Source organism: Amycolatopsis sp. cmx-8-4, assembly GCF_046548675.1.
In the GTDB taxonomy this organism is placed as follows: Bacteria; Actinomycetota; Actinomycetes; order Mycobacteriales; family Pseudonocardiaceae; genus Amycolatopsis.
The window spans coordinates 429,323-449,422 of the sequence record NZ_JAEBDZ010000001.1 but is presented as its reverse complement, the minus strand read 5'-3'; the positions used below and the strand labels follow the sequence as shown (position 1 = coordinate 449,422).

The window sequence follows — 20,100 nt, the reverse complement described above, 5'->3', positions numbered from 1 at the left end:
CCTTATGCCCCGGGTACGTCCTCCGGCCGGGTTTCGGGGGTCAAGCGCAGGCCGGGATGCTCCGGCGGCAACGCGCGGTAGAGCACCCAGCCACTGACCGCGACGGTCAGCGCGACCAGCGGCCAGGACAGCACCGTGCGGGCCACACCGAGCGCGATCACCTGGCCGGACCACCACAGCAGGCCGTAGACGACGACGCGCAGCACGTACTGGCCGAACACCCACACCCAGCTCGCCCTCGAGTAGGCCTTGAGCAGGACGGGGTCGCGGCGCCAGCGCGTCTTCTGGCCAAGCACCAGGCCCACGACGACGCCGAGCAGCGGCCAGCGGACCACGATGCTGGCCGCCCAGAGCAGCGCGCTGGCCACATTGGACATCAGCTGCAGCAGGAAGAAGTCCTGGGCGCGGCCGGTGTGCAGGGCGATCAGCGCGGCCGCGACGACGGCGGCGAGGCTGACCACGATCGCGCGGATCTTGCCGCCGCGGACGTACCGGAAGATCCCGAGCGCGAGGGCGACCGCGATGGCGGCGCCGGCCCCCCAGGCGATGGACTGGCCGGCCGCGAGCCAGCCCACGACGAAACCGACCGGCGGGATGCTGGCGTCGAGCGCCCCCCGGCGGCCGCCGAGGATCTGCGCGAGCGACTCGCGGGGTTGTTCGGACACGTGTCCAGCCTGCCGGATCAGCCTCGGAACGCCCCGGCCGGGGAGATCTTCGCCACATCGGGTGCCGGTTTTAACTTCGAGTGTGCTGTTTCACGACATACCGAAGGTGAAGACTGCGTAATACAGGAGCGCGGAAGGCCGACAAGATAAGACACTGTTACCGCCGGCTGAACCCGCGGTGGCGGTGGGCGCATCGTGGGGGTGCGGCCCGATTCGTTAGTTGGGGTGTACAACTATATGTCGGGGTGGTCGGTCGCAGGACGGGAAGGGGACCCAACGTGTACGGATTCGACAGCTATGTGGCGCTCGGTGACAGCTTCACCGAGGGGCTCAACGACGCGTTGCCGGACGGTTCGTTCCGGGGCTGGGCCGACCGGCTCGCCGAGATCCTGGCGGCCGGGCGGTCCGACTTCCGGTACGCGAACCTGTCCCTGCGGGGCAAGATGCTCGACGAGATCATGGACGAGCAGCTGCCGATCGCGCTCGAACTGAAGCCCGACCTGGTCACGCTCTGCGCCGGCGGCAACGACATCATCGTCCCGGGCGCCGACGTCGAAGCGGTCGTCGAGCGGTTCGAGGAGGGCGTCGCGAAGCTGCGCGAGGCCGGCATCCCGGTACTGATCTTCAACGGCCCGGACACCAAGGTGCTGTCGGTGATGTCGGTGCTGCGCGGCAAGGTGGCGATCTACAACACGCACCTGTGGGCGATCGCGGAGCGCCACGGCGCGCGCATGGTCGACCTGTGGACCATGGGCCCGCTGCACGACCGCCGAGCCTGGAGCGACGACCGTCTCCACTTCTCTCCGGAGGCTCACCGCCGCATCGCCCTGAAGTCGGCGGAGGTCCTGGGCATCCCGGTGGCCAGCGACTGGCGCGAGCCGTGGCCATCGGAGGACACCCCGAGCCGCTGGATCGACTCGCGCAGGTCGGACCTGGCGTGGACGAAGGTGCACCTGCTGCCGTGGATCCGCCGCCAGCTGCGCGGCGAGTCGATGGGTGACGGCTTGTCCCCGAAGCGGCCGCAGCTGGCACCGCTGGTGCCGATCGAGGTTCTGGAGGCGGCGGAGAACGCTCAGCAACAGCAGCAGGCCAGCTGAGGGTTGGGTTTCCGGGGGCCGCCCTCGGAACACCCGTGGCCTTCTTGTCGCCCGGCGGCTGGGTGCTGCGGGCCTGTGGCTTGTTCTGCTGCCTGCGGCTCTGCGGCCAGTCCTGTTGGCCTGCGGCTGATCTCGCTGCCGGTCTCGCGCCGGTCCTGGCGACGCAGCTCTGCAGGCGCCCGGCTCGGCCGGAACTCAGGCCGCCCACGCACATCAAGTCCGCCGAGCCGCCTGACGGCCGAAGGATCGCCTGGCTCCGAGCCCCTGCCGAACCCGACTTTCGGGCTCAAGAGCCACCAAGACTCAAGCGAGCTGCGCTGGAACATCAGTTCTCGACCGAACTGCGAGCGCAACCGACCAGCGCTTGCCCGCCCGCCGGTCCAGCTCGGCGCCCTGCGAGGTCGGCTGGCCGAGGTCCGTGGGGATCGGCAGCTCGACCCGGCCCACTGGATCTACCCGCCCGCTCCGCTCAGCTCACTTGCTCCGCCCCGCCCCGCGCAGTTCCGCTCACTCGCTCCGCCCGCCAGCTCCGCTGTACTCCACCAGGCTTAGCTCCGCCGCTGCGATCCGCCCGCCCGCTGCACCAGGCTCGCTCCGCTGCACCGGGCTCCGCCCACTCCGCCCACAGCTCCGCTGCGCAGCTCCGCCCGCTGCGCCAGGCTCTGCTCCCCCACTCGCTCCGCTGTAGTGCGCTGCTCCGCCCAGCTCACCTCCTCGCTCCGCTGCACTGCGCAGCTCCGCCCGTTGCGCTGCGCTCAGCTCCGCCCAGTTCCCGCACTCGCTCCGCTGCGCAGCTCCGCGCGTTGCGCTGCGCTCTGCTCCCCACTCGCTCCGCTCCGTTGCGCGACGCCGGGCTCCGCTCTCGCTCCGCTCCGCGACCACCAACCCCGCCGACCTGCGAAAACCGCCCCCTGGTGACCCAACAGACATACCCCACCACTCCCAAGGGGGGCCGCCCGTCTCCAGCGTAACGGGGGTATCCGACAGAACGTGTCCGGACGATCACCGCAACTCGAGTTGTCCACATGTCGACCCGGCTGGGGACAAACTGTGGACGGACGGCTCTCCCAGGTCGCCAAGCCGCCTCGCCCGGCTTACAGTCGCTTCATGTCCGGTGGGCGTGGCTGGATCCGGTTGATCCCGATCGCGGTGCTGGTCACGGCACTGCTGGCGGGGGTCGTGACCTGGGCGCAGGCCGGGAGCATCCAGCGCGACCTCATCACGAAGTCCCAGGACGCGCTCGCCGCCGCGGGGCTTCCCGCGGGCACCGTCAGCTTCGACGGCCGGGATGCCACCCTCAGCGGCTTCCCGCCCGACAAGGCCTTGCGCGCCCTCGAAGTCGTCCAGAACGTCGATGGCGTCCGGGCCGCGCAGATCTCCGGCGACGTCATCCCCGTGGCCCCCAGCCCCAGTCCCAGCCCGACAACGACAAAGACAACACAGCCAAGCTCACAACCAAGCACGACGCCGACCACCACCAGCCCAGCGCCGCCGCCCACGGACAAAGCCGGCGTGCAGGCCGAGATCGATCGGATGCTCGCCGAGGCGCCCATCGCCTTCGTGCCGAACACCGCCCGGCTCACGCCCGAAGGGGAGCAGGCCGCCCGGGGCGTCGCCGTCGCGCTCGCCAAGTCGCCCGCGACCTTCCGGTACCGCGTCACCGGGCACGTCGCCCGTGGTCCCGGCGGCGAGAGCGCCGCTCTGAAACTCTCCCGGGACCGCGCCCGGGCCGTCGCGCGGATCCTCACGTCGAACGGGCTGACGGCCGGCCGCGTGACGTCGCGGGGGCTGGGCGACACCCGGCCCGCCGCCGGCGGCGAAGAGGACCGGCGCGTCGAGATCACCGTCGTCTGAAGGGTGTGAGCAGGATGGTGTGGCTGTTCGGGCAGATCTGGCTGTGGCTGATCGTCGCCTTCGCCCTCGGCGCGCTCTCCGCGTGGCTCGTCCTGCGCACCCAGCACACCGCGCCGGAGCCCACCCGGGAACCCGAGCCCTACTACGAGCCCACGCCGGCCGAGCGGACGCAGTTCATCCCCGCCGCGAACTTCCAGCCGACGGAGGAGTCCCGCTACGACGAGGACACCCCCGAGCCCGCCGGGCACCGCGAAGGACACCTCCCGCTACCACCGCAACGCGGGGCGCAGGATGAGTACTGGCCCGCCGAAGAGGAACCGGTCTGGCCCGAAGCGGACGACCTGCCCGACGCCACCCACCAGTGGCCGCAGGCCCCGCACCAGCCTGGGCGCGGTGCCTGACACCCATCCTGGTAAATTCGGCTACGCACTGTGAGCGAGGCTGAGAAGGGGGTGGCGTGGCGCTCCCCCATTGGACGCCCCAGCAGGTTCTGCCGCCGGGCCGCCACGCCGGCGACCTCGCCGACGTCTACGAGCGCCTGGTCTTCGACGCCCCGCACCAGAACGAGCGCGAGATCCTCTTCAGCGCGCTCAACAGCTACCTCGGCGTGGCCCGCCGGATCATGCCGTCGGGGCGCGCGTGGATCGGCGGCGAGCTCGTCATGCGCACCGCGCACCCGCCGCGCGGCCTCGACGTCGTCCTCATCCCGGACGAGTGGGGCGCGCTGAAGCGGCTCGACGACGAAGGCCGGTCGGCGCTGTACGGCCTGCTGACCCTGCGCGGCGTGATCGTCGGGCAGCCCGCGATGTACCTGGACCAGGTGCAGCCGGTCGGGGGCATGCTGGACGGCTTCCTGTGCCGCCCCGGCGACGAGGACACCTGGGCCGAGGTCTGGGCCGCAGGCGGCAAGGGCTACCCGGAGATGATCTGGTGAGGAACGAGTTCCGGCGCATCGCCGACGAGATCCCGGGCGGCACCTGGCTGGACGACCTGGCGCGCGCGTCGGCGATGGCCGCGAACGCCAAGTTCGAGCGGACGTCCCGCTCGCCGCTGCTGCACGTGTCCGTGATCGGCGAGCAGCACATCGACGCCTACACCTTCTCCGACATCAGCCGGGCGCTGCAGGACGCGACGGCCAAGATCGGGCACATCATCCGGAACCCTTCGGGCGAGGTCACCATCGTCCAGCAGGCCGACCGGGACAAGGCGCCGCTGATCCAGCGCGGCCAGGCCGGCAACGCGATCTTCTTCGGCTTCCCGGAGCTCGACGTCGCCGACGACGCGCTGATCGTGGACGGCATCGAGACGCTGTCCGAGCGGGCCGTGAAGGAGCTGTGCGACTTCCTGCCGGCCAACGGCTCGGACGACGGCGCGCTCGACGCCGTGCTGCTGCAGCGCGACACCGTCCGCAACGCCGTGAGCGACATCGTCAACGCCGTCGCGAAGAACGCCGGCATCGGGATGGCGCTGACGCCGACCGCCGGCGAGCAGGTCACCCGCAGCATGACGACCGAGCAGGCGCGGATCCTGCAGGGCAGCCTCCGGGAGTCCCGCGAGGCGGTCGGCTACGAGACGGTGCGCGGGCGGCTCGACGGCGTCCGCACCCGGCGGCGGATCTTCTACCTCGACCGCGAGTCGGGCGGGACCATCCAGGGCGCGGTGGCCGAGGACCTGCTCGACGAGATCAAGGAGAACCTCGACCACCCGGTGACGGCCCGGCTGCGGGTCGTGCGGACGACCACGATCGACGGCCGCCGCGGCCGGCCGGTGTTCGAACTCCTCGAGATCACTCCCGAAGTGAGTCTTTTCGACTGAGAAGTCCGATATCCGGTCTGTCACTCCGCGACCGACCCGCCACTCGTCGTAGGCCTCACGGCGGTGCCGGGATGTTCGTACCGTGTTTACGATACCGGCCGTGAGGTCGCGAAAGACCGCATCGAACAGTGGGAACTCCGATATTCTTCCCATTGATCACCGGGCCACACCCTGAGCGCGAGGTCAGGAAATACCGATACCCGGCGCAAAATGGTGGGACAATGACTTTTTCCAGAATGTAACAATTTCGTTCTGGGCCACACTTATGGGTTAACGTCGTCGCACTCCCATCCGAAGGGGCAGGCATGATGACCGACCCGCAGTACCCGCCGACCACCGCGCGCCACGGCAGCAGGCCGGCGCCGCCGGTGACGGCCACTGAGCGTCGTCAAGCGAATGCGAAACCCGCCCGGAACATCCTGGCGATCGTCGGCCTGCTCCTCGGGATCGCGGCCCTGGCCGTCGCTTTCGTCCCGGACATCGGGTTCGTCGCGTGGCCCCTGGGCGCGATCGGGCTGGTCCTGGGCGTCCTCGGGCTGGTCCAGGTCAAGAAGGGCACCGTGGGCGGCCGCGGGCTGGCGATCACCGCCGTCATCGTCTCCGTCGTGGCGCTGCTCTCGACCGGCGGGATGCTGGTCTACTCGACCTTCCTCGGCGGCGGCACCTCCGGGCTGCACATGCCCGCGGCGGCCGGCGACAAGCACGCCGTGGTCTTCCAGGTGACCTCCGCCGGCGGCGCGACCGTGCGCTACGGCAGCCTCAGCGACCAGCGCACCGAAACCGCGCCCGCGAGCACCGACGCGTGGCAGGGCCAGGCTTCGTACAACAATGGTTCTTATCTTTTGACCCTCACCGCGGACACGCGCAATTCGAATTCCTACAACGATATCGCGTGCGCCATTCTCGTCGACGGCAAGAAGGTCGCGGAGAACAGCGGGACGAGCATCGCGCTCTGCACGGCCAACGTGGGCTGATCGGCGGCACCCGCCTGGCGACCGGCCGGCCTACCCCCATCTCGGCCGGCCGGGCCGCCACGAGCCGCTCCTGGCGGCTCCCGGCCCCGCCGGGGTTTCCCCCGTGCTCCTGATGGGGCCTGGCACCGGCTTCCCAGCCTGCCCCTCCCCAGGGCTCCACCGGCACCGCCGAACCTACGCGGACGGCGGACGCGGGCACTAAGAATCCACTAAGGATTCTCCGGTCGCCGGGCGGCCGTGACCCGTTCGCAACAGCCGGCCGAATCGTCACTGCAGTTCAGCGAGTTCGGCGCGGACTTCGCCGACGAGCTTCGGGTGGACGCGTTCGTGAATGCGCACGGACATCGCGAGCTGCTCACGGGCGCCGGCCGGATCGCCTTTCGCCCGCAGGACCCGGCCCAGGGTCAGCCGCAACGCGCCTTCGCGCGCGACGAACTCCCGGCTGATCGCGAGGTCGATCGCCTCGCGGACGTAGCGCTCGGCGGCCGGCTGGTCCCCGGCCCGCAGGCTCAGCGCGGCCAGGTCGTCCAGCGAGGCGACGACCCGGTCGTCGTCGCCCAGTTCTCGGTCGATCCGCAGCGCGGCGAGCTGGTGGGCGATCGCGTCGGGGAAGCGGCCCGCCCGCTGCTCCGCGGCCGCGCAGCTGCTGAGCGCCTGCCCGAGCAGCACGGGATCGCCGTCGGCCGCCGCGACGACCGTGCGCAGCCGCTCGACGGCCCGGTCGTGCTCGCCGAGCCGGCTCAGGGCGCGGCCGAGCTGCAGGTCGGCCGCGGTGGCGAGCCGGTCGTCGGCGAGCCCGGCGGCCAGCTCCCGCGCCCGCTCGGCGTCGGCGAGCCCGGCCCCCGGCAGCTCGAAGGTCAGCGCGATCTCGCACCGGGTGAGCCGCAGCCAGCACTGCCCGGCGACGTCCCCCGCGGCCACGGCGGCGGCGACGCCGAGCTCGGCCATCCGCGTCCACTCGTCGAGCAGCGGGCACGCGACGCGGTAGGTGTGCCCGAGCAGGGCCAGCCGCCAGACGTCGTCGTAGCGGCCCGCGGCGTACGCGGCGTCGAGTACCGCCAGCAGGTTCGGCCACTCGGCCGCGAACCAGTCCTGCGCCTCGGCGAAGCCCGGCAGCGGCGGCATCACGTCTTCGGCCAGCACGCCGGCGTAGTCGAGCGGATCGACGACACGGGCGAGCCGGCGCCGCGCCCGGTCGGCCACCGCCTGGTAGTAGCGGACCGTCCAGCCGAGCGTCTCGTCGCGCTCCTTCTCGTCGAGCTCCTGCTCCGCCAGCTCGCGCAGGTAGAGCCAGACGAGGTCGTGCGGGGCGAAGACGTCGCGGGCGGTCTCTTCGATGAGGTTGTGCGCGGCCAGCGCCCGCAACCGGCGGCGGGCCTCGGCCACCGGGATCTGCGCGACGGCGGCCATCAGGTGCGGCCCGACCATCACCCCGGGCACCCCGCCCAGCTGCAGGAACGTCTCGGCGATCTCGCCGGGCAGGCCGCGGAAGGAGACGTCGAAGGCCGCGCGCACCCCGTCCTCGGCGCCGTCGACCTGCAGCCCGGCCAGCCGCGTGCGCTCGTTGCCGAGCTCGTCGACGAGCTCCGCCGCGGTGCGCTGCGGGCTCGCCGACAGCCGGGCGCCGGCGATCCGCAGCGCGAGCGGGAGGTAACCGCAGAGCCGCGCCAGCGTGTGGTTGTGCTCGGCCGGGCCGGCCAGCTCCTCGATCAGCCGGACGGCGTCGCCGGGGGCCAGCGTGCCGAGCACGCGCTGCTTGGCCGCGTTCGACACGGCGAGCCCGTCGAGGCGCGACCGGCTCGTCACCACGGTCATCGTGCGCGCGCTCGGCGGCAGGAGCGGGCGCACCTGCTCGGCCGTGCGGGCGTCGTCGAGCAGCACGAGCATCCGGCGCCCGGCGATCAGCGACCGGTACAGCGCGACGCGCTCGTGCAGCAGCTCCGGGACCTGCGCGGTTTCGACGCCGAGGCCGAGCAGGAACTGCGTCAGCAGCTCGGCGGGCTCCAGCGGCGGGTGGTGCGGGTCGAAGCCGCGCAGCGAGGCGAACAGGACGCCGTCCGGGAACCGCGGCGCGACGCGGTGGGCCCACCAGACGACCAGCGTGCTCTTGCCGACGCCGGCGGTCCCGGTGACCACGGCGATCGTGGTCTCCCCGGCCTCGACGCGGGTGACCAGCGCGTCGAGCCAGTCGAGTTCGCCGGCGCGCCCGGCCAGGCTCGGCACCGCGGCGGGCAGCTGGGAAATCGCCTTCGCGGGCCCTTCCGCCGGCGCCGGGAGGTCGTCGTTGAGCACGCGCTCGTGGAGCCAGCGCAGCTCGGCACCGGGTTCGACGCCCAGGGTGCCGACGGTGGCGCGGGAGACGGTCCGGTACAGCTCGAGCGCGTCCCCGCGGCGCCCGGCGTGGTAGAGCGCCCGCATCAGCCGGCCCGCGGTCCGCTCCTCCAGGGGATCGGCGAGCGGGCTCAGTTCGACGATCAGCTCGGCGTGCCGGCCCAGGTTCAGGTCCGCGTCGACGCGGGCGCCGTGCACGGCCCGGCGCAGCTCCGCCAGCTCGGGCGCCCGCACGGACTCGGGCACCCCGCCGAGCACCGGGCCCTGCCACAACGCGAGCGCCTCGGCCAGTAGCGCGGCCGCCGTTTCGGGGTTCGCCACGGACGCGCGGTCCAGCAGCGTGCGCGCCCGGTGGGCGTCGATCTGCCCGGGCTCGGCCACCAGCCGGTAGCCGGGCGGGCTGGTGAGGATGGCGGCGTCGCTCTCGATGTCCCGCAGGACGCGCCGCAGGTGGGAGACGTTGCCGTGGATGATGGTCCGGGCCGTCGCGGGCGGGTCGTGACCCCAGAGCGCGTCGATGATGTCGTCGAGCGCGACGACCTTGCCGGGCTGGAGGGCCAGCAGCGCGAGCAGCCCGCGGACGCCGGGACCGCCGATGGGCACCGGGACGTCGCCGGCGAAGAGCTGGACGGGCCCGAGCAGCTGGAAGCGGGTTTCGGCCACGCTCGCGCCCACCTCCCCGGGGATCACGGTTGTCCGACGTCTCCCTCGTCGGAAAATCCAACTTACCGTGACGGCAGGCGGACCTGTACCACCCAGTCGGGACGGCCACAGGCCGGTCACCAGGAACTTCGTCACTCTGCGGATTCCGCTGCCGCGGCGCGAGCGGCTACGACTTCCTCCGGACGCAACACGACCCCGCACCATCGGTCCCGATCCGCTGGTGCGGGGTCGTGCGCACTGCGTCCGGCCGGGCCGCCAGGGGGCGCGGTCCGCCCGTCGTCGCCGTGAGCGACCGGGTGGGGTCTGCTCACCCCGAGCGAAGCACCCGCCGGTCGTCCGCGAAGACGTTTCTCGCGCGAGCCACACGCCCGCGCGGTGGCGACACGGTAACAAAGCGCACCGGATCAGTCACCGCCGGGCCGACGTGAATTCTCCGCACCGGCCCCGAAAAGCCGACACACACGCCGAAAGCGGCCAACACGCCAACCGGAATGGCCAACACACCGACCGGAGCGGCCAACACACGAGCCGGAGCGGCCAACACGCCGGCGGGTGTCCCACCGCTTCGCGTGTTGGCCGCTCCGGTCGTCATGTTGGCCGCTCCGGGTGCGCGTCAGCGCGAGATCGACGTCGTGTCGCGGCCGGCGATGAACGCCGGGCGCGGCCGGCTCGCGGCGTACGGCTCGGTCAAGGCGTTCTCCACGCTGTTGAACACCAGGAAGATGTTCGAGCGCGGGTACGGCGTGATGTTGTTCCCCGAGCCGTGCATGACGTTCGCGTCGAACCACAGGGCCGACCCGGCCTGGCCGGTGAACTGGTCGATGCCGTGCTCGGCCGCCATCCTGGTGATGTCGTCCTCGGTCGGCACGCCCACCCGCTGGTCCTCGAGCGAGGCCTTGTAGTTCTCGGCCGGCGTCTCGCCGGCGCACTGGACGAACGTCCGGTGCGAGCCCGGCATGATCATCAGGCCGCCGTTGAACGGGTAGTTGTCGGTCAGCGCGATGGAGCAGCTGACCGCGCGCGGGGCCGGCATGCCGTCCTCCGCGTGCCAGGTTTCGAAGTCCGAGTGCCAGTAGAACCCGGTGCCCTTGAACCCGGGCATGTAGTTCACCCGGCTCTGGTGGAGGTAGACGTCGGAGCCGAGCAGCTGACGGGCCCGGTCCAGCACGCGCGGGTCGCGCACCAGCTCCGAAATCAGGTCCGAGATGTCGTGGACGGCGAAGATCGACCGGACCTCGCCGGTCCGCGCCTCGGTGATCACGCGCTCGTCCCGCGCCGGCTCCCGGTTCGAGGACAGCCGCACCAGCTCATGCCAGTACGTCTGGACCTCGCCGACCGAGAGCAGGTCGTCGTCCACCGTGTAGCCGCGGGCCTCGTGGTTCGCCAGGGTCGCGGCGTCGATCGGACCATCGGCTTCGGTACCCCACACGGTGGGGTGCACGCGCGGCAGGTGCTCCGGCGTACCGGTGATCCGGGTCGGGTAGCCGTCGTCGACCCGGGTGTCCATCAGCGTCACGGGCTTCGCCTCCGGTGTTGCCGCTCCGGTTCTCTTACGCTTCCTCGGTGATCAGCGGGTACACGCCGTTTTCGTCGTGCACCTCGCGGCCGGTCACCGGGGGGTTGAACACGCACACGCACTTGATCTCGGTCCGCGGCCGGACCTGGTGCTTGTCGTGGTCGTTGAGCAGGTACAGCGTGCCGGGCTTGAGCTCGTGCACCTTGCCGGTGGCGAGGTCCTCGACCTCACCCTCGCCCGAGGTGATGAACACGGCCTCGATGTGGTTCGCGTACCAGAAGTCGTTGACGGTCCCGGCGTAGAGCGTGGTCTCGTGCACCGAGAAGCCGACACCCTCCTTCGCCAGGATGATGCGCTTGCTGCGCCAGTTGGGGGTCTTGATGTCGGCGTCGGTGTCGGTCACCTCGTCGAGCGTGCGAACGAGCACGTCGTACTCCTCTACTTGGTCAGGACGGCCTTGACGGACTCGTCGATGATGGACAGACCCTGCGTCAGCTCGTCGTCGGTCAGGGTCAGGGGCGGCAGCAGCTTCATGACTTCGCCGTCCGGACCGGACGTCTCCATGAGCAGGCCGCGGGCGAAGGCTTCGGCGCAGACGCGCCCGGCCAGGTCGCCGTTCTCGAACTCGAGCCCGCGCGCGAGGCCCCGGCCCTTGGCGAACAGCTTCGCGTCCGGGTAGGCCTCGACGAGCCCGGAGAACGCGGTGGCGATGCGCTCCCCGTTGGCCTTGGTCGACTTCTCCAGCTCGTCGTCGCGCCAGTAGGTGTTGATCGCCTCGGTGGCGGTGACGAACGCCGGGCTGATGCCGCGGAAGGTGCCGTTGTGCTCGCCGGGCTCCCAGACGTCGAGCTCCGGCTTGATCAGCGTCAGCGCCATCGGCAGGCCGTAGCCGCTGATGGACTTCGACAGGCAGACGATGTCCGGCGAGATCCCGGCGTCCTCGAAGCTGAAGAACGGGCCGGTGCGGCCGCAGCCCATCTGGACGTCGTCGAGGATCAGCAGGATGTTGTGGCGCTTGCAGAGGTCGTCGAGACCCTTCAGCCACTCCAGGCGCGCGGCGTTGATGCCGCCCTCGCCCTGGACGCCTTCGACGATCACCGCGGCCGGCTCGTTGAGCCCGCTGCCGGAGTCTTCGAGCAGCTTCTCGAAGTACAGGAAGTCCGGCATGGCGCCGTCGAAGTACCGGTCGTACGGCATCGGCGTGGCGTGCACCAGCGGGATGCCCGCGGCGCCGCGCTTCATCGAGTTGCCGGTGACCGACAGCGCGCCGAGCGTCATGCCGTGGAAGGCGTTGGTGAAGTTGATGACCGACTCCTTGCCGGTCACCTTCCGCGCGAGCTTCAGCGCGGCTTCGACGGCGTTCGCGCCACCCGGACCCGGGAACACGACCTTGTGGTTCAGGTTGCGCGGGTCGAGGATCCGGTCGCGGAAGGTCTGCAGGAAGTCGCGCTTGGCCACGGTGTACATGTCCAGCGCGTGCGTAACGCCGTCACGCTGGATGTAGTCGATCAGGGCCTGCTTCAGCACCGGGTTGTTGTGCCCGTAGTTGAGCGCCCCGGCCCCGGCGAAGAAGTCCAGGTACGGCTTGCCGCTTTCGTCGTGGAGCCAGCTCCCCTGCGCGCGGTCGAACACGACGGGCCAGCCGCGGCTGTAGCTGCGTACTTCGGATTCGAGCTCTTCGAAGATGCTCATGACGTTTCTTTTCTCCTACTCGCCCGGATCTGTGCGTACCGATAGCGGACCGATGCGGTAAAGCTCTTCGGCCAGGTGCCCGGCTTCGGGGAATTCGTCCCCGCCGAACAGCACGCTGGTTTCCATCGCGGTGTTCCAGCGCTTCGCGAACGACGTGAACAGCCCGATGGACGCTTCGTTGTCCGGGGTGATGGTGGTCTCGAGGTAGCGCACCCCCGCGCCGACCAGGCGCGTGTACAACGCGTCGAGCAGGGCCCCGGCCAGGCCCTTCCCTCGTTGCGACGCGTCGACCGCGACCTGCCAGACGAGCGCGGCCTCGGGCTCGTCGGGCCGGCGGTAGGCGATGACGAATCCGACCGCCTTGCCGTCCTCGCGCGCGACCACCGATGTCTCGGCGAAATCGCGGCACCACAGCATGTATGCGTACGGCGAGTTGAGATCGAGCTTGGCGGAATCACGCGCGATTCGCCACAGCTCCGCGCCGTCCGCCTTGGTCGGCGATTCGATCAAGTGCGTTACGGACATACTCAGGAAACGTAACAGAGAATTTTCCGCCCGCCAGCGACGCAGCTCACGACCCCGCGATGACCTGCGGCGACGTGGAGTACCCGGTGAGGAGGCCCACAAACGTGTTTGGCCGAAGAAGTTCCGGGGCACACGGCAGCTCAGGTCGCGTCCTCGTTGTCCGTGACCTACCCGCACCATGAACCCTCGGGCCGAAGATCGCAAGGCGCCGGGCCGAATCCGCCCGGGTCTTCTCAGGGGCGACGGCGGTGGCGGAGACGTCGCCAGGCGCCGCTGACCGGCATCACCGCCGCCGGGAGGATCAGCAGGCCGGAGACCACCAGCCACCACACCGCGCCGTCGCCGCGGCGCCAGCCGGCCACCACGTTGCCGAGCCAGCCGAAGAACGGCCTCGCGATCGGAGGCAGGAACGCCGCCAGCAGCAGCGCCGCCACCACCAGAGCGCCGAGTACCCCGACCAGCCGGCGTGGCGTGCGGCCCATCGTGAGCAGGGCCGTCGCCAGGTAGACGACCGCGCCGGCCAGCACCGGGAGGCCGATCCACTGCAGGATCGCGCCGCTGCTGTCGCCGATGACCAGGCCGGCCAGCAGCGCCAGCACGCCCGCCGCGAGCGAGCCGAGCGTGCCCAGCTTGGACGCGCTCTGCGAGACCTTCGCCGAGCTGCGGGCCACCGTCCGCAGGATGCCCGCCACCGTCTTCGGCCAGCCGCCGGGGAGCCGGAACGCGACGGTGCCGGCGTTGACCACGGCCGCGCCGAGCTTGACCAGGGTCCGCGTCAGCTGCGGCGTGCCCTGCTCGCCGGCGAGCTTCTCCGCCGAGACCTGGCAGGCCTGGAAGACGCGCTGGGCGGTGTCCGCGTCGCCGATCGGCCGTGCGCTCCGCGCCCGGAACGCCGCCGACGCCGCGCCGCTGCAGCCGCCGACCTCGACGTCGGCTTGGGCCTGCTCGGCGACCACCGGCAGCTCCTCCGCGGCGATCTGCGCCTGCCGCGTCCGCGCGAGCACCATGGCCGTCACCGGCATGCTGATCGGCGGGTCGTCCGAGAACTTCGCGACCGGCTTCAGCGCGCAGTCCAGCCCGAGGAACGCCAGTTCGGCGCTCAGCTGGTCCTTGAGCTGCCGCAGCTCGGCCGGCTCGGCGTTGTCGGCGGGGTCCGGCTCGCGCCAGAGCGGGCCCAGCGCCGCGACGAACTCGGCGCGGAACGCCTCGGGCCCGATCAGGTCGCGCAGCGTCGCCAGCCGGGCCGGGTCGAGCAGGCACTGGACCAGCCAGCCGGCGCCGTCGACGCGCCCCCACATCCAGTCGCTGGCCCGCCAGGACGCCTTGTAGAACGCGCCGAAGTCGTCGGCCTGCATCCCGGTCAGCTTGTCCCCCGACCGGCGCCGCTTGAGGTCCAGCAAAGTCCGGGAATCGGCGCTGACCTGCACGAGCTCGACGCGCTGGTCGACCGACGGCGCCTGCGCGAGCAGCCCGCGCGTCGCGACGTGCAGCCCCAGCAGCCTCGCTTGGACGACGTTGTCGGCGCCGTTCTCGAGGGCCAGCCAGTCCAGCAGGACCGAGACGGTGTCGGCCGTCTCGATGGCCGCGTTGGCGGACTCGAGAGCGCCGTTGGCGAGCGCCTGCGACGTCGGTGCCGTCGCGTTCCGCAGGGCCGCGTTGGCGAGCGTGCGCAACGTCGGTGTCGCCGCCCGCAACGCCGCCACGACCAGCGGCCAGGCCTCGACGACGGCGTCCGACCGGCCGAGCCCGGCCCACTCCTGGGCGAGCTCGCCGATCCACACCTCGAGGGTGCTGCTCGCGCCCGGCCCGTCGTGCGCGGCGATCCACTGCGCCAGCCGCACGCCGCGGGCCGACGTCTTGCGCGCCGCGTGCAGCCCCGCCCGCGCGTCGTTGAGCTCCTTGGCCTCCTTGGGGTCCGGCCCGAGCCGGAACCCGGCGTTGATCAGCTGCAGCCCGGTGGCCACGGCGTCGTCGAGCGCGCTCGTGCGGTAGCCGATCAGCTCGGGCACGGACATGCTCGTCGACGGCGGCGCCAGCGGGATGCCGGCGCTGAGCCCGCCGACGGCGACCGCGCGCAGCTGCTGCGACATCCCGGACGCCCACTCGCGATCCTCGGTGTCCACATCGGACAGTGCGTACCGGCGGCTGGCCACCTGCACCAGCTCGGCAGCGTCCTCGGCCGTCCGCCGGTCCAGGTACGCCGTGGCCAGCCGCTTGTCGATCAGCGCCTCCGGCCCGCCGCGCAGCCCGAGCGCGGCCAGCGAAACGCGGGTGTCGCGGGTCCGGACGACGGCGTCGTTGTGCCGGGTCAGCTCCTCCAGCTCGGCGCTGATCGACTGGCTCATCACCGTGGAGACGACCTTGCTCATCGCGTTCGCCAGCAACGGCGGGGCCGCCGGGTCGCAGGCGATCGCCGTCGTGTCCTTCTCGCCGGTGGGCACGACGTAGAGCAGCAGCCGCCGGACGTCCGCGTGGGACGGGCGCTCGAAGATCTCCCGCAGCGCCGGCCGCAGCGGCTTGTTGAGCAGCACCCCGCCGTCGGTCAGCCAGTGCGACCGGGTCAGGTCGGTGTAGGCCGTCATGTCGGGGTGCAGCTCGTCGGTGCCCTCGGTGCCGATCGGCAGCCGGGCCAGCTCGAACGCGCCGGGGAACGACGCGGTGGCGCGCGCGGCGAGCGCCAGCGGCCCCTGCACCCCTTCCGTCCACAGTGGACCTTCGAAGCGGAAGAGCATCCGGTGTTCGGTGTCGCGCACCAGGTTCCCCAGCGCGTCGTCGAACCGGGTCGTCTCGCCGTCGATCATCGTGCCGGTGAGCAGCACGGTGATGTCCGGCGGCTCGGCGGGCGGCGTGCCGGGGCCGGTGATCTCGTGCAGGGCCTGCGCCAGGTCACCGAGCAGCACGCGGTCGCCGTCCAGCACCGACCGCGGCTGCGCCTCCGCCGGATCGCGGATGAGGTTCTCCAGCGAGCCGATCCGGATCCAGGTGTCGCGCAGCACCTGCGGCGTCGAGCCGAACGCCTCCGCCAGCCCGAGGCAGGCCGCGTTGATCCCGCCGGCGCTGGTGCCGGTCAGCACGTCGATCGACACCGTGGCGCGCAGCAGGTCCAGCAGCCCACGGTAGAGCCCCGCCTCGGCGTCGCCCCGGGACTCCCGCAGCAGCTGGGAGGTCTCGGTGGCGACGCCGCCCATCCAGATGGCGAGGCTGGCGCCACCGACCATCGTCATGGCCAGGCGGATCTCCTGCTGCCACGGTTCCGCTTGCTCCGCCATGAGCTCCCCAAGCCGGTTCTCGTCCCTGCCCGACGCAGACTAGAGGCGGAAGGTTAGGCGCGGGATACGCGTGGGTGTACGGCCGTTCGGGTGGAGTTGATCGGCTTCTCAGCCGCCGACGGTGACCACCACCTTGCCGAACTGGCCGTTCGCTTCAAGGTACCGGTGCGACTCGGCGACGTCGAAGAGGTCGAACGTCCGGTCCACCCGGGGCCGGAAGGTGCCCGCGCGGACGCCGGCCCGGATGAAGTGGCCCGCCCGGACCAGCCGCTGCGGGTTCATGGTCAGGTCGAACGCGTTGAACATCCGCATGGTCGGCGGGGTCCACAGCGGGAACGGCGTCTCGGGAACGTCGAGCGCGCCGTAGACGACCAGCGTGCCGCCCTTCGCCGTCGCGTCGGACAGCGCGCGCACGCCCGGCCCGGCGACCGCGTCGAAGACGAAGTCCGCGCCGTGGCCCGCGGTGACCTCGCGGGTGCGGGTGACGACGTCCTCGTCGTCGGTCACGATCACGTGCGCCGCGCCCGCGTCCAGCAGCCGCTGCTTCTTCGCCGCGGTGCGCGTGGCGGCGAGCGGGATCGCGCCGAGGTGGTTGACGACGTCGATCGTCGCCAGGCCGACGCTGCTCGACGCCGCCGTGATCAGCACGAAGTCGCCCGGCCGCACGTGTCCTTCGTCGACGATCGCGCCGTACGCGGTGAGGAACGGCCCCCACAGCGCGACCGTCTCGATCGCGTCGAGCCCCTCCGGGCGGCGCAGCACCGCCGACGCGGGCACGACCGCCGCTTCGCCGTAGACGCCGTAGTTCCGCATCGAGAAGCCCGCGACCGTGCTGACCGGCTCCCCGACGGCGAACTCCGTGACGCCGTCGCCGAGCGCCTCGACGATCCCGGCCGCCGAGTAGCCGAGCTTCGCCGGGAACTCGTCCGGGCGCTCGAAGTACGTGCCCGCGCGGAACATCGCCTCGGCCCGGTTGAGCCCGATCGCCTCGACGCGCAGCCGCAGTTCGCCGGGGCCCGGCGCGCCGGGGTCGACGTCGGTCAGTTCCAGAACTTCCGGTCCGCCCTCGGCGGCGAACCGCACCGTCTTCGTCATTCCGATTCCTTTCGCTTGCCTCGGAATCGATCGTGGACCGGATGCGTTTGCGCTGGAAGACGGCACTTTCCTGGTACGACGGCACACGCCTGTTACGAACGAGGTCACAGCGATGGACAACGGCGAAACTCCCCCGGCCGACGCGTGCTCCCTGCGCGAGGTGCTGGATCTGGTGGGCGACAAGTGGGCGGTCCGCGTCCTCGTCCGGCTCGGCGACGGCCCGCGGCGGTTCAGCGAACTGGAGCGTGCGCTCGACGGCGTCTCCCGGCGGATGCTGTCCCTGACGCTGCGCGGCTTGGAGCGCAACGGCCTGGTGACGCGGAAGGTCTACCCCGAGGTCCCGCCCCGGGTGGAGTACACGATGACGGCCCACGCGGCGGAGCTGGACGAGCCACTGCACGCACTTTCGGCGTGGGCGGCCAAGCACCGCTCGAAGGTGGCCGAGGCGCGGAAGGCGTACGACTTCGCCTAAGCCGCCAGGTGTTCCAGCAGCAGGACCTGCGCCTCACCGACCGCGAAACCCAGTACCGCGCCCGTCGCGATGAGGATCCATTCGTCCTGCTCGAAGGCCGGGCGCAGCAGGCGCTCGAACTCGTGCGGGGACAGCTCCTTCATCTTCGTCACCAGGACGTTGCGGATGTCCATCGCGTCCGTCGCGTAGTCCTCGATGTAGCGCATCGTCTCCGGCAGGCGGTTCATGATCTGCTCGGCGATCGAGAGCTTCATGTCCTGGTACTTGCGGCTGCCCACGGCGAACACCACCAGCGGCCGCGCGACCCGGCCGAGCTCCGCGTCCAGCTGGCGCTGGATCAGCGCGAGGACGCGGTCGGACAGCGGGCCGTGCAGGATCGCCTCGATGACGTTGTGCGGCGTGATGATCTCCTTGGCGATCAGCTCGCCGTACGCCTCCGCGACCTCCTTGCGCCGCTTGAGGAACAGGCCCTGCCACTCGACGCCGAAGTACTTCTTGGGCTCGATCGGGAAGAAGATCATCCGCAGCGCGAGCCAGTCGGTGAACCAGCCGGTGAACAGGCCGAACACCGGCATGATCAGCGGGAACTTGAACAGCACCCAGGCGATCATCTGGATCACGCCGATCGCGCCGCCGAACACCAGGCCCGAGCGCGCGATGAACTTGAACTCCTGCGCGCCGGCCTCCTGGAAGATCCGGTTCAGCAGCCGCTTGTCCTTGACCAGGCTGGTGACCACCATGCCCTTGAGGTCGAACACACTGTCCACATCGGACTTGATCAGGTCGAGCACGGCGGCCACCATTCGCGGCGACTCGTGCTGGACGCGCTCGATCACCAGCTGCTGCACCCGCACCGGGAGCGACTCCCACAGGCCCGGCTGGTAGTGCCCGGCGACCTCGCGCACGATGTCCTCGACGCCCGCGAGCAGCGGTTTCTCGATCTCCTTCGCGATGCGACCGGCGTCGAGGCGCGCGACGACCTCGGCCGGCTTGATCAGCTGCTCGGTCATCGTGTCGCAGGCGATGCTCGCCATCCGCGCGGCGCGCTTGGGCACGATGCCCTGCCAGCCGAAGAACGGCTTGATGCCGATGAACTCGACCGGCTGGAACATCATCCGGATCGCGACGAGCTTGGTGCCATAGCCGATCAGGGCGGCGACGATCGGGATCGAGACGTACAGGGGCCAGTGCTGCGCGAAGTCGGCGACGATGCCGGCGAGGAACGACCCCACGGGTCAGCCGAGGCTGCGTGGGTCGAAAGAAGGGTCGCAGGCCTGCCAGAACTCCGCGCCGAGGCGCGAGACGTGGATCGTCCGTTTGACGAACTTCGCGCGCTTGACGTGCTTCTCGGCGTCGCGCACGGTCTCGTCCGTCATCAGGATCTCGTACTGCGTCTCCAGCGACGGCACCTCTTCGTCGAGGTCGACCAGGCCGAGCCCGATCAGCCGCGTGACGTAGCCGGGCACCTGGTCGGGCAGCGAGACCCCGGCGACCTTGCCGACGGTCGACGCGTTTCGCAGCACCAGCCGGCCGGCTCCACCGAGGCTGGTGCGCTCGGCGACGTCGATCGCGGGGAACGGCGAGCCGTCCGACAGCGCCGACAGGATGCGGGCCTCGTCCGGCGTCAGCTGGCGCAGGATGATCGCGTAGAAGTACTCGCGGGCCCGTGCGCGGCCGAAGCCGATGGAGTGATTGAGCAGCTCGGCCATCGCGGCACGCAGCGGCTCGGCGTGGTTGTCGCGTGCGGGCACGAGCGTGACGGTGGCTTCGATCGGCCGGGAGCCGGACGCCGCCGGGCGGTTCATCGCGGACGCCGCGGTGAGCGCCGCGTGGTACGGGTCGTCGACCTCGTCGAGCCGGCGCCGCAGCTCGCCCAGCAGCTGGCGTTCCACCTGCCGCACCCCGCGTTCGGCGGTCTCCACGCCGGGCAGCCGGCGGGTGAACGCGAAGCCGGTGCGCGCGGCCCAGCCGGCCAGCTGGCCGGCGCGGCGGGCCAGGTCGGCCACCTCGTCGCCGGTGCCCCGGCCGTTCGGTCGCTCTGCGTTCACGGGCGGACTCCCCTCTGCTTACGCGGTGATGCTACCTGCGAGTAGGCCGAATGGTGGTGTGACGACCAGCATCCTTCGGGGGCC

At 71.2% G+C, this 20,100-nt stretch carries 17 protein-coding genes; 7 read left to right on the top strand and 10 right to left on the bottom strand.

Translation table 11 applies throughout. The features are described from left to right. Window positions 1-2: 2 nt before the first annotated feature. Window positions 3-665 carry a DUF3159 domain-containing protein gene (locus tag ACLJQZ_RS02210; protein WP_410618292.1) on the bottom strand — a complete coding sequence of 221 codons (663 nt, stop codon included), beginning with the start codon at window positions 663-665 and terminating at the stop codon, window positions 3-5. A 278-nt stretch (window positions 666-943) separates the two neighbouring features. Here ACLJQZ_RS02210 and ACLJQZ_RS02205 point away from each other — a divergent pair, with 278 nt between their 5' ends. From ACLJQZ_RS02205 to ACLJQZ_RS02180, 6 genes are all read left to right on the top strand, one after another. Then, window positions 944-1,762 (top strand): SGNH/GDSL hydrolase family protein, encoded by an 819-nt coding sequence (locus ACLJQZ_RS02205; protein ID WP_247058621.1) that lies wholly within the window; start codon window positions 944-946, stop codon window positions 1,760-1,762. A gap of 1,107 nt (window positions 1,763-2,869) precedes the next feature. Then, window positions 2,870-3,616, top strand: coding sequence for an OmpA family protein (locus tag ACLJQZ_RS02200; RefSeq protein ID WP_410618291.1), 747 nt, complete (start codon window positions 2,870-2,872; stop codon window positions 3,614-3,616). Window positions 3,617-3,630: 14 nt separating this feature from the next. After that, window positions 3,631-4,017: a hypothetical protein gene (locus ACLJQZ_RS02195; RefSeq protein WP_410618581.1), complete on the top strand. Its 387-nt coding sequence runs from the start codon at window positions 3,631-3,633 to the stop codon at window positions 4,015-4,017. 56 nt (window positions 4,018-4,073) lie between these two features. Beyond that, a complete protein-coding gene (locus tag ACLJQZ_RS02190) occupies window positions 4,074-4,550 on the top strand; it encodes a DUF6932 family protein (protein WP_326944764.1) in 477 nt (158 codons plus the stop codon). Further along, entirely contained in the window at window positions 4,547-5,431 is an 885-nt protein-coding gene (locus ACLJQZ_RS02185) for a hypothetical protein (protein ID WP_247058625.1), read from the top strand. The genes ACLJQZ_RS02190 and ACLJQZ_RS02185 overlap by 4 nt, the downstream gene beginning before the upstream one ends. A gap of 305 nt (window positions 5,432-5,736) precedes the next feature. Further along, window positions 5,737-6,405 carry a DUF4190 domain-containing protein gene (locus ACLJQZ_RS02180; protein WP_410618290.1) on the top strand — a complete coding sequence of 223 codons (669 nt, stop codon included), beginning with the start codon at window positions 5,737-5,739 and terminating at the stop codon, window positions 6,403-6,405. 267 nt (window positions 6,406-6,672) lie between these two features. Here ACLJQZ_RS02180 and ACLJQZ_RS02175 read toward each other — a convergent pair whose 3' ends face one another. The 7 genes from ACLJQZ_RS02175 to ACLJQZ_RS02145 form a co-directional block, all read right to left on the bottom strand. After that, complete coding sequence (locus ACLJQZ_RS02175; RefSeq protein WP_410618289.1) at window positions 6,673-9,399, bottom strand: BTAD domain-containing putative transcriptional regulator; 2,727 nt, start codon at window positions 9,397-9,399, stop codon at window positions 6,673-6,675. Between the two features lie 613 nt (window positions 9,400-10,012). Beyond that, window positions 10,013-10,915: an ectoine hydroxylase gene (gene thpD, locus ACLJQZ_RS02170; RefSeq protein ID WP_410618288.1), complete on the bottom strand. Its 903-nt coding sequence runs from the start codon at window positions 10,913-10,915 to the stop codon at window positions 10,013-10,015. 34 nt (window positions 10,916-10,949) lie between these two features. After that, on the bottom strand, window positions 10,950-11,342 hold the full coding sequence (locus ACLJQZ_RS02165) for an ectoine synthase (protein ID WP_326957169.1): 393 nt from the start codon (window positions 11,340-11,342) through the stop codon (window positions 10,950-10,952). An 11-nt stretch (window positions 11,343-11,353) separates the two neighbouring features. Further along, a complete protein-coding gene (ectB, locus tag ACLJQZ_RS02160; RefSeq protein WP_410618287.1) occupies window positions 11,354-12,607 on the bottom strand; it encodes a diaminobutyrate--2-oxoglutarate transaminase in 1,254 nt (417 codons plus the stop codon). 15 nt (window positions 12,608-12,622) lie between these two features. Continuing rightward, complete coding sequence (gene ectA / locus ACLJQZ_RS02155; protein ID WP_410618286.1) at window positions 12,623-13,132, bottom strand: diaminobutyrate acetyltransferase; 510 nt, start codon at window positions 13,130-13,132, stop codon at window positions 12,623-12,625. Between the two features lie 233 nt (window positions 13,133-13,365). Next, window positions 13,366-16,401 (bottom strand): patatin-like protein, encoded by a 3,036-nt coding sequence (locus ACLJQZ_RS02150; protein ID WP_410618285.1) that lies wholly within the window; start codon window positions 16,399-16,401, stop codon window positions 13,366-13,368. A 108-nt stretch (window positions 16,402-16,509) separates the two neighbouring features. Beyond that, the gene (locus tag ACLJQZ_RS02145; protein WP_410618283.1) at window positions 16,510-17,496 is read right to left on the bottom strand and encodes a zinc-dependent alcohol dehydrogenase family protein; all 987 of its coding nucleotides are present in this window, start codon (window positions 17,494-17,496) and stop codon (window positions 16,510-16,512) included. A gap of 112 nt (window positions 17,497-17,608) precedes the next feature. On the opposite strand from ACLJQZ_RS02145, the gene ACLJQZ_RS02140 reads away from it, so the two are divergent. Next, complete coding sequence (locus ACLJQZ_RS02140) at window positions 17,609-17,968, top strand: winged helix-turn-helix transcriptional regulator (protein WP_410618282.1); 360 nt, start codon at window positions 17,609-17,611, stop codon at window positions 17,966-17,968. Here ACLJQZ_RS02140 and ACLJQZ_RS02135 read toward each other — a convergent pair. Next, the gene (locus ACLJQZ_RS02135) at window positions 17,965-19,200 is read right to left on the bottom strand and encodes a DUF445 domain-containing protein (RefSeq protein WP_410618281.1); all 1,236 of its coding nucleotides are present in this window, start codon (window positions 19,198-19,200) and stop codon (window positions 17,965-17,967) included. The two genes, ACLJQZ_RS02140 and ACLJQZ_RS02135, sit on opposite strands and share 4 nt — an antisense overlap. Before the next feature lie 3 nt (window positions 19,201-19,203). Further along, window positions 19,204-20,016 (bottom strand): Abi-alpha family protein, encoded by an 813-nt coding sequence (locus ACLJQZ_RS02130; protein WP_410618280.1) that lies wholly within the window; start codon window positions 20,014-20,016, stop codon window positions 19,204-19,206. Between the last annotated feature and the right edge of the window lie 84 nt (window positions 20,017-20,100).